This window comes from Roseburia hominis A2-183, from assembly GCF_000225345.1.
GTDB lineage: Bacteria > Bacillota > Clostridia > Lachnospirales > Lachnospiraceae > Roseburia > Roseburia hominis.
Genome location: NC_015977.1, coordinates 1,298,701 through 1,313,976, shown reverse-complemented (window position 1 = coordinate 1,313,976; position 15,276 = coordinate 1,298,701). Strand labels below are relative to the sequence as shown.

Sequence of the window (15,276 nt, the reverse complement as noted above, 5' to 3'; positions counted from 1 at the left end):
CGTTACTTTCGGATATCTGCAACCACCTCATCCGGAATGACGAACTGTACGCATCCCATATACATCGGTGCCACATCACCCTCGTTAAAGCATATCACAAGATGGCCGTCCGAATCCAGATAAAATGAAGTCTCATCCGTAATTTTGTCAAAATTCCATTCCGGAACCTCGGCATTATCCACCCAGTACATCTTACCGTCATCCTCCGCCATCTGCTGCTGCATCTGCTCCTTGATATTCTCGCTGATCGGGGTGATATAATCCGCGCCACTCTGGAATAAATCCGAAAGTGTCAGACGCTCCCCCGTCTTTAAGTCAATCGTATAATAATAGTCCCACTCCGCGCCGCTGCCTGCCGCCTGATAGCACATCAGCTTTAACGTAAAGTAATCGTCGGTCGTGCTGATAACTTCGTGCTTGACCACGACCTCCTGATAGCCCTCTTCTTCCTTCCTGCTCTCCTCGAACTCCGATACGATCTGATCCGTAATCTTTTCAATCTCCGCATTGATCTCTGCCGTTGTCTTTTTTAAGTTCTCCTGCACCTGGACCTCAGTGTCCGTCATCTGTTCCGTATCGCTCTCCTTTACCGTCAGCTCCGGCGTCTTAATGTCCGCCGCATGACCTCCGTTGTCGTACTGATAATCCCGGAACGTCACAGCCTCCACGAGTTTTCCGACCACCGGTAGATTCCCCATGGCATACGCCACGCTCCCCGAGGTGTTCGGCAGCACCACGAAGACTGCCGCCACTGCAGCAGCCGCTGCCACAATATTTCTCACGGTATGCATTTTTCTGCTCTCGTTTCGTTTTTCCATCTTTGCTTCCTCGATCCGTTTTTTCATCTGCTCCACCTGCTCGCCGGACATTTCCGATCCGGCATACTGTCGCTTTAATTCCTCGATCTTTTTACAATCCTGTTTCTTATTTCCCATATGCGGCACCATCCTTTCCTCTATTCCCACTGCCATGTATCCGTAAGTTCCAGCCGTAGCTTCTTTAATCCGCGGTACAGCCGGCTCTTTACCGTATTCTGGTTCTCCCCCAGCACGCGCGCAATATCCTCCAGCTTCATGTCCTCAAAATAGCGCAGTTCAATGACCGCTTTATCCCGTTCTTCCATGGCGTCCAATGCCCTTCTTAGATCAATGTTCTCATAGCGGTCTTCTCTTCCCTCTTCCGCCGGCATCTCATCCAGGGAAACTTCCCGGTTCTTTTTTACATATCCGAAGATCTCGTTTAACATAATGCGGTAAATCCATGTCTGCGCATATTCCTCCTGCTTTAGCGCATCGCTGTTTTTGATCGCCTTGTACGCTCCGTTCTGTACGATATCCGCGGCATCCGCCTCATGATGTACGTAACTGTAGGCAAGACGATAGTATTTGTTGTAATTTTCCAGCAAAAGCTGTTCTATCTTTTGTTCCTTATGGTTTTTCCCGGAGAAAAACATACGATCTCACACCTCCTTTTAACTATTAGACCGTCCGGACACCAAAAAAGTTTCGCTGCCGTATAAAAAATTATATTTTCTCCGATCCGGTTCCGTTTTTTCCACTCTCCTGTCTGCACAGTTCCGTCAAAAACCGGTACATTCCCTCCTGGTAAATCGGGCGCTCCACCACACAATCCACTCCTGCGGCAAGCATCTGACACTCCACCAGTTCCTTCTCATTGGTCGAACAGCAGATCGTAAGGCTTCCCTTCGGAAAATTTTCCCGCACCGACCGGATAAACGGCTCACCGCCCTGCATATACCAGTTCACAAAACACAGATCATAGGCGTTGCCCTTAGACGCGGCTCTCCTTAAATACGCCACGGCGTCCGCCCCGTTTTGCACCACGTCAACCGGAAGCCCGAGACGCGCAAGAACCGCTGCATGATAATCTCTCGACAGTTCATTGTCGTCCAGAAGAAGCGTCTTTAACCCCGCAAAACTTTTAGGCTGTCCGATCGCTTTTCCGATTCCGAAAGGCAGGAACACCCTGCAGAGAATCTGCGCATCCTCCTGTACTTCCACACACATCGTTCCGTGCAAAAGTTCTACGAGGCTCTTGATCAGCGGATAGTCTTCTCCTCCGTCAATGCTGCCCTGCACGGCAAGTTCCAGTTCAAGCTCATCCTCCCCCGTTCTTACTTCCCGATAGCCTGTAAAAATCCGGCATCCCGGCCGCGCGTTGATATACGCTTTCTTTAGCAGTCTTGCCCAGATCTGCTTGAGCCTCCTGACATCGCCCACCAGATATTCGCAGAAAATCTCACCCTCCTGCACCGTCACCTCAATCCCCATTTCCGTACAGATTGTCCTGCACTCTGAGGTCAGTTCCGCAACCACATCCGAAATCTGAAAGGTGTCGCAGACACTCTCGCCCGCACCTACAATCTGCCCGTCCAAAACACTGTCCGTCAGTTCCCGGATGTGCTCCAGATGCCTGTACATATCCTCCAGTCCCACAGACTTATTTTCCGTTCTCTGACCTGTCATTTCTCTGTAACACTCCTCGATTACCGCGACGTCCGTGCGCACCGTCCGCGCCACCTGAAACAGCAGATGTTCTCTGACCGTGCTTAAATGCCGCTGGCTCTCAAGCCGCTCCGCCAGTGTCTCATAGCGTGTCATGATATTGAACACCCGCTTTTTTACCACCTCCGGCTCGCAGGGAGAAAATATAAAATCGTCCGCCCCCATCTCTAACATTTCAAGTTCTCTCTCCTCACCGATGACCGTCTTCACGATGACCGGGATATCGAGAAGCTTCGGATCTGCCTTCATCTGCTTTAATACCTGCTTCCCGCTCTTTACGGGCATACACATATCCAGTATGACAATATCCACTTTCCGCTCTTCTAAAATTTTTAGTGTCTCATTTCCGTTCCCGGCTTCCAGCACCTCATATTCCTCTTCAAACATTGCGCGAAACGACGCTCTGTTTACGTCGATATCATCCGCTACCAGCATCACTCTGTTCTTTTGCATTGATTCGGCTCCATTCTTTTATCGTATCGGTAACATATCTTTTAAAATATAACATACCATCTTTTATTTCTCAGCAAAATCCGTACCGTTTTTTAACATCCAGCGCCCCTGTCCTTCCTCTTCTACAAAATTCGACACAAAAAGGGACTGGTGCTTGAAGCACCAGCCCCTTTTTCTTCTCAACGGTAAATCATACTGTCGAGGACGGCATACATCTGTGTAATCTCAATCGGCTTGCTTAAGTGTGCATCCATCCCGGCATCGAGGGACTTTCGCACGTCCTCCTCAAACACATTGGCTGTCATCGCCACGATCGGAACCGTTTTGCCATCCTCACGTCCGGATTCCCGGATCTTTCTGGTCGCCGTCAGTCCGTCCATGACCGGCATCCGGATATCCATCAGGATGACGTCGTAATATCCGGGCTCATGGGAAAGAAAATGCGTCACGCCCTCCTCTCCGTTGACCGCCACATCCACCTGCAGATTCTTGTGCAGCAGGATATTGCGCGTGATCTCAATGTTGACCTCATTGTCCTCGACCAGCAGCGCTCTTTTGCCGGTAAAATCGTAGTCGGGCGCCTGTACATCGCCCTGTCCCCGCAGCTTTTCTCCGGAATTTCTGACACGCTTTAAGTTCACATTCACAATGAACGTCGAGCCCTTGCCCTTTTCGCTGTATGCGTCAATGTGCCCGCCCATAAATTCAATAATGTTGCGCGCAATGGGAAGGCCAAGACCGGTACCGCCGTTTAGCGTCGTGATTCCTTCATCCTCCTGCTCAAACGGCTCAAACATATGCGGAATAAACGCTTCGTCCATTCCGACTCCCGTATCCCGGATCTCAAACCGGAAGCCGGCATCCTCCCCGTCATCGCCGGTATGCTCCACAATAAAGTCAACCTTTCCGTCCGGCATCGTGTATTTTACGGCATTCTCCAGAATATTGGAAAGCGCCCGCTCCAGCTTCTCCGCGTCAAAGCAATAGGTAGCATCAAAGCTTCCGCGTCTGTCCACCGCAAAGTGAACGCGACGCTCCGCCGCCTGCCGCATCGCCTCTTCCACCGTCTCCTCCAAAAAGGCATCTAAGACCACCTTCTGGCTGTTCAATGCGACGTTGCCGCTCTCGATCTGGGAAAGATTTAAAATATCATCCACAAAAGACAGCATAAAACGGGCTGACTGGCTGATCTTGTCCAGATTCTCGAGCACCTGCTTCTCATTGTTCACATATTCCCTGGTCAGATACGTAAGACCTATGATGGAATTCATCGGCGTCCGGATCTCGTGACTCATGCGCTCCAAAAATTCATTCTTCTCCTGATTGGCATGTCTTGCGTCAAACAGCGCCGACATCAGTCTCTCCTGCTGCCGCTGTTCTTCCTCATAGCTCTCCGTCACGTCCCGGCGCACCAAAACCACCGTGTCACGGTCATCCTGCTGATAAGAAATATGCAGTTCTTTTCTGCGGTATACCTCCCCGCACAGCAGGCGGTACGAAACAACCAGATCATCCCTCTGTTCCAGTTCCGAGAGAATATGCGGCAGTTCTAACGCAGCCGCGCATGCCTCCCGGTCCTTGGGATGAACATACAGCGGTATCATCTGCGCATTTACCTGTGTATAATCTCCCTCCGGCGGCGGAGTCACATCCGTATCGTCATTGGTCACGATCACATGAAATGTTCCGGTATGTACATCCACATAGGTAATAAAATCGAGTTCCGACTTGATGACCTGCTCCAGTATTCCGCGCTCTTTGATGGATTTCGCGTCTCCCATTCTGCATACTCCTTTATTTCAAAAAAACAAACTATGCTTTATTATAACAGGATTTGAAAAACTTTCCACTGCAATTTTTCATTTTTCCCCCTGAAAGTGCAGTTCTACCTACGGTTCGGGCATGTGTCCCTCCTGCTGCAATGTGCGCAGATTCTGCCGCCATGTGCCGTCTCCCCGCACGCCTCCGCCGGCGCAAGCTCCATCTCAAACACCACGCTTTTCTTCGGTTTCAGGCAATACCCTGCCGTACAGACGACCTTGTGCTGTTTTGCCCGCGCTAAGATCTCCGGCATCGCAGACAGCGGATGTGCTTCGTCATCACCGAAAAAATGATATGCCGCCACCTGATACCCGGTATTCTCCCGTATCCATGCCTCCAGCATGCCATAGCCTAACATCAGAAGTTCTCCGCCGATACTCTCAAGCATATAGCTTTCCAGCATGCGTCCGGTGTTCTGGTAGCGTTCCTGCAGCAGGTCCACATCGCTTCCAAGCGTCACAACCGCAGTCGCCCGGCGTACCGTATCCGTCCCATCCTCAAACATCAGATACGCCGCTTCCTTCCATTTCAGGCAGCCCGCCAGATCGGATGCCACACCCTTCAAAAGCGCCTTATCTTTTTCCTCAAAATGATACCGGCTCCTGACCTGTTCTAAAAACACACTTGTCAGACAGGTCCAGAGCCGGCTCTCTATGTATCTTCGTTCCACACTGCGCTCCCTTTCCTGCTCTTATTGTACTGCATTACAGAGTCGGTGTTGTGCTAGTAAAGCCGTTTTCGCAGTCCCTTCGGGTAATGATTCTTCATGATTCCGCCCGCGAGCTTTCCCCAGCCGGTACTGTATCCGTCCACCGTGATTAAATACCAGCCCTTTTCTCCCTGCGCCGGGAACGTCTCCCCGTTTAGGTATCCACGGATCTCCCGCCCGTCCGAAGGAAGATCCATCGTATGTAAAACATCCGCCGCATGAAGTGTGAGCGCAAGTGCGTGTGAAGGCTCAAATCTGCCTTTCTTCGCCGTTCCCAGATGCAGTCCCGGGCGCAGCACCTTAAGACCTTTTACCGACGGCATGCCCTCCGGGATCCGGTAGAGCTGCTCGCCGAATTTCAGATAGCGGCACTCCCGTCCTGCATACTTCTCCAATGCGTCCCCGGCGAAAGTCTCCCCGGCAAATGCCAGATATTCCGGGATGCCCGCCGCAGCGCTCTTAGAATCTCCTGCCGCAAGTCCGTTCTCATACCCGTTCTTTAACAGACCCGATCCGCCGTCCGCAAGCGTTCCCTCCTTGCGCAGCACCGCCACATAATGTCCTTCCCCGCGAAGCTTATGCGGCCACAGACGGATCGTCGCGGAAAGTTCTCCCAGTCCGTGCGACATTCCCTCCGCAAGCGGCACCTCCTCCACGTAGAATTCCGGATGTCTCTCCAGGAATCGCCCGATACTTCCCTCGTCTTCCGCCGGTGCAAATGTGCAGGTCGAATAGACCAGTCTCCCGCCGCCCGCAAGCATGGATGCCGCGCAGTCTAAGATCTCATCCTGTCTGTCGGCACACAGTTCTACATTCTGTGTGCTCCACTGCTCACACGCCTCCTCGTTCTTCCGGAACATCCCCTCGCCGGAACACGGTGCGTCCACCATGATTCTGGTAAAATACTCACTGAAATGTTCTGCGAGGCGCTGCGGCGTCTCATTCGTCACCACCGCATTGGCAATTCCCATGCGCTCGATATTCTCCGAGAGAATCTTTGCCCTCGCCGGATGGATCTCATTGCTGATGAGGATTCCCCTGCCTGCCATCGCCGCCGCAATCTGCGTGCTTTTTCCTCCCGGTGCCGCGCACAAATCAAGAATCCGCTCGCCCGCACCGTCTGCCATCTGCTGCGTCAGATACGCTGCCGGAGCCATGGCGCTCGGCTCCTGGATATAATATACGCCGGCTTCGTGATACGGATGTTTTCCCGGCGTATCCTGCGCCGTGTAATAGTAGCCATGCTCTGCCCACGGTACACGCTCCAGCGAGAATACCATGCGGTTTAAAAATGACGCGTCGTCCCCCTTCTGCGGATTCAAGCGCAGCGCCTGGTAGCGCGCTATATCATAGCTTTTTAAAAATGCAGGATACTCCTCCCCCAGCATGTTCTCCATCCGTTCCAAAAATTCCTGTGGCAGCATCTTTCTCTCCTTTGTCTCTGCATGATTCTCTGCCGCCTATTGTAGCACGAACCGTCCCCCCCGGCAACGCATTTTAAATGCATGCCCCTGAACAATACTTACTGCATTTAAAAATGGCGCGTGAGAAGATCACTTTTTTCCAGAAAATCCTCCACGGTGGAAAATCCCAGCTTTTCAAGCAATTCGATTACATAAGGGTTCTCCAGAGGTGTCTGATACAATGCCTCTTTTCCGTAATGATCCACGTAGGCACTGCCCTCTTCGCGCGGCAGCAGCGCCCGCGGTCCTCCGACACAGCCTCCGACGCATCCCATTCCCTCAAAAAAATTAGCCTCCGTCTTCCCCTCCTGGATTGCCTCAATCATCTGCTTACACGCCTTTCCGCCATCCGCCTGCATGGGGCGGACCGCAATTTTCCGTCCCGGGTGAAGTTGTTCTACCGTCCGCACGACCGCCTCGCTGACGCCTCCGGTCCGCGCATAGATTCTGCCTGCTCCCGAAGAATGTTCGCTTGCATCCTCCTCCATCTGCTGCGGCGCAATCCCCATTGCCTCAAACAGCATCGCCGTCTCCTGAAAGGTCAGCACCACATCAATCGCATCGCAGATATCCGGCTCCTTCGCCTCCTTTTTCTTGGCAAGGCACGGACCGATAAACACGGTGACGGCATCCGGATGCATCTTTTTCACCGCCCTGCCCGCAGCGATCATCGGAGACACCGCCCCCGGCATATACGGTACCAGTTCCCCGTAAATATTGCGGATCATGGACACCCAGACCGGACAGCAGCAGCTCGTAAGCAAAAAATCCGTATCCCGGTTCACATGGCGGTCAAATTCAAGCGCTTCCTTCAAGGTTAAAATGTCGGCAAATACCGCCACCTCCACCATCCCGGAAAATCCCGCGCGTTTCAATGCCGCACGGATTGCTCCCGGGGAGACCCCCTCTCCAAACTGTCCCATAAATGCCGGCGCAATCAGCGCATATACCTGTTTTTCCGGTGTAAGCAGCACTTCGCGCACCGCATTTAAATCCGCGAACTTTTCCGGAAAGACCGTCTCACAGACCGGAATTGTGCGCTCCGTCTTTTCTTCTCCCGCCAAAAGCAGACAGTCCATCTGATCATATCGCATTTCTTCTTTCCTCTGTTTCTCCGCTTTGTGCTCTCTTTTTAATATTTCCTCATGCAATCTGCGTATGCTCTCCATCTTTCACACCTGCCTTTTCTTTCAAGGATGCCCATACATCCTCCTTTTTATTCTTCGCACACTTTTCCGGTTGTAGTTTGATGCACAAAAGAAAAAGCCATCCGTTCCTGCCGGATGACTTCCTCTTTTGCCCCGGGAGCCAAAACTCCCGTTTCTTCTAATCATACAGACCGATGTGATACTTGAACTTGCGGTATACTTTCCATCCAAAGATTACCGGCATAGCCAGCACCAGATATGCAGTCGATAACATTCCGGCTGCTCCACCAACGATCATCAGAATCCATATTAAAATATTCATAGTTTTTATCCTCTCATAAAATAATAATTGCTATTTTATGGAGGATACAAGGCCGTTCTTTTTTCCGTCGGCCCTCCTTATGTATGCTACAATCCTTCTTCCCGAGGGAATCAGTTCCCACTGCTGCCCGCGCTCTCTCCCCGCCAAAAGAAACAGCGCGCCCAAAAGTCCCGCCAGACCACATTCCAGAAGCCACACTAGGAGCCGAAGCTGCTGGACATTCCGGTAGCGGTAGGCACTCTTCTGCCTCAGCGTCTCTATGACATGCGCCTCACTCAGTTCCCTGCCTGCGGCTTCCACTTCCGGGCGCTCCTCGTTCGGTGACGCGACCATGGTGCCGGTCTGCTTACGGTCCGGACAAAATTCCTGTCCACCGGTCTGCCCCATCCGCTTCACACTGTCCAAAGGTCCGGACTCCCGCACTCCGTTTGGCAGTGCCGCCGCCACAAGCATCGCGGCTATGAGCAAAAGGCAGAGATGGCATTTAAAGAATTCCCCTGATCGGATTGATTTCCTTTGCCTTTGCAAAAATCTCATCATTTTTACTCTCCAGATACTGCTCCAGTCCGCGGACTTCTTCGTCCGTAAAGCCCTCATTCTTCGTCACGCGGCATGCCGGCAATATGGCTTCCGCGACATCCCTTCCCCGCTCAAAACGCACAGACACACAGCGTCTGCCGTCTTTTGCAAAGATACCCGAATGTGTCAGTCTGACTTCTTCTTCCCTTCTCATTCCAATCTCCATTCCGGAACAAAATTACTGCTGTTCCTCCAAAGATCCGTCAAGCACCTGGCTTGGCATCTGATCCCGCAGATAGACCTTTCCATGGTCTTTTCTGCTGTCGTACTCTGCCTGCAGCTGCCGGTTCTTCTCCTTTACTTCCTGCTCAAACTCTCTCGCCGAGAGCAGGATGCATCCGGCTCCGCGGATAATAATCTGCTCCAGCCCGTCGGAAGTGGCAACCGTCACGCGGTATCTCGACGCGTGTTCATGGGCGAAACGCTCAATATACGCGTCCGCCGTCTCCGCCTCCTTCGTGTACACCACATGAATATTGTGATAATCACACGCTTCCGTCTGATGTCCCTCGACACGGTACGCATCGAATACCACAATCAGCTCACATCTGCGGATTCCCTGATAGTTGCAGAGAATATCCAAAAGCCGCCCGCGCGCGCTATCCATATTCACTCTGGCAAGTTCCGCAAGTTCCTGCCACGCAAAAATCACATTATAGCCGTCCACCAGCAGATATTCCACGCCGGCATCCTTCTGCTTCCCGCCTCCGGAAGCAGAAGCGGGACTGCTTTCTATGATGCGCTTCTTTTTATAGCCGTTCGTTGCGCCGGCATCTTTGTCTCTCTTATTAGCATTGTATGTCCGGTCAAGGATTCTGTCAATCTCTTCCGTGCCGATCCAGGCTTCTTCCTCCCCCGTCTTTGCGTGGAAATTCGCCGCATCCGGCAGCCACTGTCCGGGATACCATTCCTCCCCGTTCTTATCCTGCCCGAGCACCGGCGGCAGGTGCATATAGGAAAACACCTGATCCCACGGCACAATGAATCCTGCTCCGTGCGCACAGAATACAGAATCCGCCGTATTCTCCAGATCACTCTGGGCATCATACCCGATCTGCGCCACCACTTCCTCCGTGTTGTGACAGGGAAAATATCCCTTTAAGGCAACCGAAAGCTTCCCCTCTCCCGCGGTGTATGCCATCACCTCACGCTGGTAATTCTGCATGGCGGACACGGGCGCACTTCCCACAATGCAGCCGTCTGCACTGTAGGCAATCGTTCCCTTCATGCGGTCGATATCATTCATGGCGCGTCCGACCGCTCCTGCCGGAAGCGAGAGTCTGAAATCATACCACGGCTCCAGCAGCACCGTTTCCGCCTGCATCAGTCCCTGACGCAGCGCACGATAGGTTGCCTGCCTGAAATCACCGCCCTCCGTGTGCTTTGTGTGCGCGCGTCCGGCAACGAGCGTGATCTTCATATCCGCAAGCGCCGATCCTGTCAGCACACCGACGTGTTCCTTCTCTCTTAGATGGGTGAGCACCAGCCGCTGCCAGTTGCGGTCGAGCACATCTTCGCTGCAGTCCGTCTCAAATACGAGCCCGCTTCCCGGCTCTCCCGGTTCAAGCAAAAGATGCACCTCGGCGTAATGGCGGAGCGGTTCAAAATGTCCCACGCCCTCCACCGTACCTGCAATGGTCTCCTTGTATACAATCCTTCCGGCGCCAAATGTGACCTGCACTCCGTAGCGCTGACGGATCAGTTCGCTCAAAACCTCGATCTGTACTTCCCCCATCACCTGCACCTGGATCTCTTTTAAGGTCTCATCCCACACAATGTGAAGCTGCGGTTCCTCCTCCTCAAGTTCCCGCAGTCTGGGAAGCATGACTGCCGGGCTTACCTCTTCCGGCAGTATGATCTGATAAGTCAGTACCGGCTCTAACACCGGCAGCCTGGACGCTTTCTCTGCGCCAAGTCCCTCCCCCGGGAATGTGTGAAGCAGACCCGTGACCGCACAGATGCCTCCGGCGCCAACTTCCTCTGCCGTCTCATATTTTTCGCCGGAATAAATGCGGATCTGGTTGATCTTCTCCTCCCCGATGACCTGTCTGACTTTTAAGCTTCCACCGGTCACTTTTAAGTAGGTCAGGCGGTTTCCCTGCGCATCCCGTGCAATCTTAAATACCCGCGCGCCGAATGTCTCCCCGCAGGCCGGGATACTGGCATACCGGATAAAGTCCGCCAGAAACTCCTTCACCCCCTGCATCTTGAGCGCAGATCCGAAATAGCACGGAAACAGCTTACGTTCCCGGATCAGCTTTCTGATCTGCTCCGTTCCGACCGCTTCCCCTGCCAGATACTGCTCTAAGACCTGCTCATCGCACACCGCCACATTTTCCGCAAAAGCCGCGCTCTCCTGATCCGAAAAATCCACGCAGTTCTCATGCAGTTCCTTTTTCAATTCCAGGAGCAGCGCCTCCTGATCCGTTCCCGGCTGGTCCATCTTGTTCACGAACAAAAACACCGGCACCTCATACTTCGCCAGAAGCCCAAACAGCGTCCTCGTATGCGCCTGCACACCGTCCGCCCCGCTGATGACAAGAATCGCATAATCCAACACCTGAAGCGTCCGCTCCATCTCCGCCGAAAAATCCACATGCCCCGGCGTATCTAAAAGCGTGACCGTCTCCTCCGGCAGCTTTAATACCGCCTGCTTGGAAAAAATGGTGATTCCTCTCTCCTTCTCAAGCGCAAAGGTATCCAGAAACGCATCCTTGTTGTCCACACGGCCCGCCCTGCGGATCATTCCGCTCTCATAGAGCAGTGCCTCCGATAAAGTTGTCTTCCCGGCATCTACATGTGCCAGAACTGCTGCTGCAATATTCGCTTTGTCACTCACGTTCTCCGGTTCCTTTTCCTACAAACTGATTCTTCTGTAACGGTTGATGCATGCAAAAATCTCCTGTGCCCTCGGCATTGCCAGCCCGCACGGCACATAGCTGCTCTCCGTCACCGCGGCAAGTCCGTGCTCCTCCACATACTGCATCAATAGGGAAACGCTCTCCCTTAAGGTGCGTTTTCCGTTGAATACATGGATCTCGGCATACTTTAAAAAGTAGGCGAGCGCCGCGAGCTGTTCCGTATCCGCCAGCTGCTCCACATAGCGCACATCGATCGTATCGCGGTTGATGGAGATGCCGTCGCGTCCCATTGTCTTTAACTTCATGCGGGCATCTTCCTTGAATGCGCGATCCGGCCGCACCGCACGCTCAAACGTCGGAGCCGCCTGTTTCGGCGGCTTCACCTCCGGCAGCGGGAATCTGTCCGCTTCCTCCTTCGCAAAAGCGGTGATCTCCTGCGGTTTGTAGCGGTTCATCTGGACAATGCAGTCCGCCACATGAAAATAGGAGCCGGAACTTCCCGCCACTAGAATCGTGGAGATACCGTACTGCTCATACAGCTCCCTGATACGGTCGATAAACGGCGTGATCGGCTCATCCTCGCGGTTTACCACCCTCTGCATCAGCTCGTCGCGGATCATAAAATTGGTTGCACTCGTATCCTCATCGATGAGGAACGTCTCTGCTCCCGCCTCCATGGCCTCCACCACATTGGCAGCCTGGGAGGTGCTTCCGCTCGCATCCTCCGTGCGAAAGGCACTCGTATCCTTTCCGTTCGGAAGATCGTTGATGAACATGGAAATATCCACCTTTTTGATGCTTCTTCCGTCCTCCGCGCGGATCTTCATCGCCGTATCATCGGTAATGACATACTCCCTGCCGTCCCCGGCAATATGGTTGTACACGCCAAGCTCCAGCGCCTTAAGCAGCGTGGATTTGCCGTGGTATCCGCCGCCGACGATGAGTGTGATTCCTTTCTTTATTCCCATGCCCTGTATCTTTCCCGCATGCGGCAGCGCAAAGCTTACCTTCATGGATTCCGGCGCCGTAAACTTCACGGCGTCCTTCATCGGTCTGCCGGACACGCCGGATTCACGCGGCAGGATGGATGCATCCGCCACGAATGCCACCAGCCCCTGCTCCTTTAAATGATCCCGGATATACTGCTGATCCTCCGCGAGATCCGCCGCACGGTACACCGCCTTTTCATCCAGCGCCTTATAAAACAGGCTGTGTGATACACATTCCGGAAGAAACGTAAAGAAGATTTTCTCCAGTTCTCTTGCATTGACGGTTCTCCCGTTGGCAGGGAATCCCACCTCAAAGCGAAGCACCAGATCCCCCTTTGCCTCATCCATCTGGCATGCGGTGCGCTCCAACACTTCCTGTCCCGGGCGGCTCACCGCCAGAAGTCCGCTCTTTCCGGAGCCTTTTGCCTTGAAAGACACGCGCTCAAGTTCCTGCCCGAACTGACGCAGCAGATAGTCGCACACTGCCAGCCTGCGGCATTTCATCCGGTAGAGATCCGCCGGGAACTTCGCTGCCCCTCCCCTGACATGGACGCTCACCTTCGACGGTGCGGCAAACGGATCTCCCTGCACATGGTCGATCGACAACACATAATTGCCGAAATCGTAGCTTCCTCTCGTATCCTTGTAAGCCGGATAACTCTTATGATCAATTCTCTGTAACAGATTTCTAAGTTCATTCTGTGACTGCATCTTTTTATTCCTTCTTATATTCCTTTTATATTCTTTCCTGCGAAATCGTCAGTTGTCCCGACGCAGCTCCGACAACAGCTCCGCTCGTCTCGTTCCAATTAAAAGCTGTTTGTTGTATGTCAGATAGCGCTCGCAGGTATGCTCGGAGAGAAACCTTGCGGACTCCGACGTAATCGTGAGCTCCGTGACAAACACCACCATCTCCTCACCGTTCTCGAACGCCTGCTCCATAAAGTCAAACGCGTGCTCCAACGCCGCGCCCGCTGCTTCCTCGGTCTGCACCAGTACCTCCCGCTGCCGGTCAAATCCCACTTTTGCCGCTTCAAAACAGCGCTGTGCCGAATCTTTTGTCACTTCCTGCTGCGCTGCTTTTAATTTTTCCATCAAAAGCTTCTCCCGCTTTGCCTCCTCGCGGGTGTAAGCGTCATTTGCAATCTGCCGCAGCATCTCCTGCTCCCGCTCTGCGACAAGCGTCCGGTAACATTCCGCCGGATCTGCGGCTGTCTCCACCTGTCTGCGGTACTCTTTTAAAAAGGCATACCACGCATCCGTCAATGCCCGCTCAGACGCTGCCCTGCCGAAAAACACCGCCAGACCGTCCAGCAGCAGATGTACCACCGAGAGCCGCTCATCAAACGCCGCCGCATAGATGCGCGCGTAGATCTCCGGTCTGACGCAGCCGTCCAGAATCTGCGGAATGCCGTAGTCATCCTGATATTTGCGGTAGAGATCCAGATACGCCGCCACATCCTCCGCCACATCGGCGTGATGGATATATTCCCGGATAACCTGCTCGTCCACCAGAAAACCGAGCTTCTCATAGACCGCCATCAGATTGGAGAGATCCTCCCATCCTCGCGCCGTCACAAACTGCATGCCGTCCACATCCGCCTCCACGCGGTAAAAGTTGCCGGGGCGAAGTTCCAGGTAGCTTAAGATCGCTCCGCTGATGTGCTGTGCCCTCGCATACTCCTTCCAGACCCTGTAATCCGCCTCCACGGTCATATAGCGCACACGGTCGAGGGTTACCATATCAAAATCGCGCACGGATTTGTTGTACTCCGGCGGATTGCCCGCCGCCACAATCACCCATCCCTCTGGTATCTTCTGGTTGCCGAAGGTCTTGCACTGTAAAAACTGCAGCATCGTCGGCGCAAGCGTCTCAGACACACAGTTGATCTCATCGATAAACAGGATTCCCTCCCGCTGCCCGCTGTCACGAATCCTGCGGTATACACTGGCGATGATCTCACTCATCGTGTACTCCGTCACAGAGTAGGTCTTCCCCGCGAATTCCTCCTCCCGGATGAACGGCAGTCCGACGGCGCTCTGTCTTGTGTGGTGCGTGATCGTGTATGCCACCAGCCCGACCCCGAGTTCTCTGGCGATCTGCTCCATGATCTGTGTCTTGCCGATGCCCGGAGGTCCCATCAGAAGCACCGGTCTCTGCCGGATCTCCGGAATCTCATAATCCCCCGCCTCATCCTTCTTTAAGTATGCCTCCACGGTATGTTTGATCTCATTTTTTGCCTGCCTGATATTCATATCTGTGTCCCTTTTTATCTCTTAAAATTCAAAAATGACCGCGGGAATACTCCCTGCAGCCACTTCACATGCACTGTCTTTTGCCGGTTCCCTGCAATTATAAATATTCTATGTTCCGCTACAGGAAAAGTCAATAACTTTACCCGCAAA

At 53.2% G+C, this 15,276-nt stretch carries 13 protein-coding genes; all 13 read right to left on the bottom strand.

Annotated features, from left to right (window positions below):
* Positions 1-2: 2 nt before the first annotated feature.
* The 13 genes from RHOM_RS05865 to RHOM_RS05810 all read right to left on the bottom strand — a co-directional run bounded on the left by RHOM_RS05865 (position 3) and on the right by RHOM_RS05810 (position 15,126).
* Positions 3-935 (bottom strand): RsiV family protein, encoded by a 933-nt coding sequence (locus RHOM_RS05865; protein WP_044024877.1) that lies wholly within the window; start codon positions 933-935, stop codon positions 3-5.
* Between the two features lie 20 nt (positions 936-955).
* Entirely contained in the window at positions 956-1,453 is a 498-nt protein-coding gene (locus RHOM_RS05860) for an RNA polymerase sigma factor (protein WP_014079360.1), read from the bottom strand.
* 70 nt (positions 1,454-1,523) lie between these two features.
* Positions 1,524-2,978: a response regulator gene (locus RHOM_RS05855; protein WP_014079359.1), complete on the bottom strand. Its 1,455-nt coding sequence runs from the start codon at positions 2,976-2,978 to the stop codon at positions 1,524-1,526.
* Positions 2,979-3,157: 179 nt separating this feature from the next.
* On the bottom strand, positions 3,158-4,759 hold the full coding sequence (locus RHOM_RS05850) for a hybrid sensor histidine kinase/response regulator (RefSeq protein WP_014079358.1): 1,602 nt from the start codon (positions 4,757-4,759) through the stop codon (positions 3,158-3,160).
* Positions 4,760-4,863: 104 nt separating this feature from the next.
* Positions 4,864-5,469, bottom strand: coding sequence for a hypothetical protein (locus RHOM_RS05845; protein ID WP_014079357.1), 606 nt, complete (start codon positions 5,467-5,469; stop codon positions 4,864-4,866).
* 53 nt (positions 5,470-5,522) lie between these two features.
* Entirely contained in the window at positions 5,523-6,932 is a 1,410-nt protein-coding gene (locus tag RHOM_RS05840) for an RsmF rRNA methyltransferase first C-terminal domain-containing protein (RefSeq protein ID WP_014079356.1), read from the bottom strand.
* Positions 6,933-7,039: 107 nt separating this feature from the next.
* Positions 7,040-8,065 (bottom strand): [Fe-Fe] hydrogenase large subunit C-terminal domain-containing protein, encoded by a 1,026-nt coding sequence (locus RHOM_RS05835; protein ID WP_242823164.1) that lies wholly within the window; start codon positions 8,063-8,065, stop codon positions 7,040-7,042.
* A 232-nt stretch (positions 8,066-8,297) separates the two neighbouring features.
* Positions 8,298-8,441 (bottom strand): hypothetical protein, encoded by a 144-nt coding sequence (locus RHOM_RS17680; protein WP_014079354.1) that lies wholly within the window; start codon positions 8,439-8,441, stop codon positions 8,298-8,300.
* A gap of 30 nt (positions 8,442-8,471) precedes the next feature.
* Entirely contained in the window at positions 8,472-8,846 is a 375-nt protein-coding gene (locus RHOM_RS05830; RefSeq protein ID WP_143761678.1) for a hypothetical protein, read from the bottom strand.
* A 79-nt stretch (positions 8,847-8,925) separates the two neighbouring features.
* Entirely contained in the window at positions 8,926-9,174 is a 249-nt protein-coding gene (locus RHOM_RS05825; RefSeq protein ID WP_044024876.1) for a hypothetical protein, read from the bottom strand.
* Between the two features lie 24 nt (positions 9,175-9,198).
* The gene (locus tag RHOM_RS05820; protein WP_014079351.1) at positions 9,199-11,859 is read right to left on the bottom strand and encodes a translation factor GTPase family protein; all 2,661 of its coding nucleotides are present in this window, start codon (positions 11,857-11,859) and stop codon (positions 9,199-9,201) included.
* A gap of 18 nt (positions 11,860-11,877) precedes the next feature.
* On the bottom strand, positions 11,878-13,581 hold the full coding sequence (locus RHOM_RS05815) for an ABC-ATPase domain-containing protein (RefSeq protein WP_014079350.1): 1,704 nt from the start codon (positions 13,579-13,581) through the stop codon (positions 11,878-11,880).
* Between the two features lie 48 nt (positions 13,582-13,629).
* Positions 13,630-15,126, bottom strand: a complete 1,497-nt coding sequence (locus RHOM_RS05810) for an AAA family ATPase (protein WP_014079349.1) — start codon at positions 15,124-15,126, stop codon at positions 13,630-13,632.
* Positions 15,127-15,276: the final 150 nt, after the last annotated feature.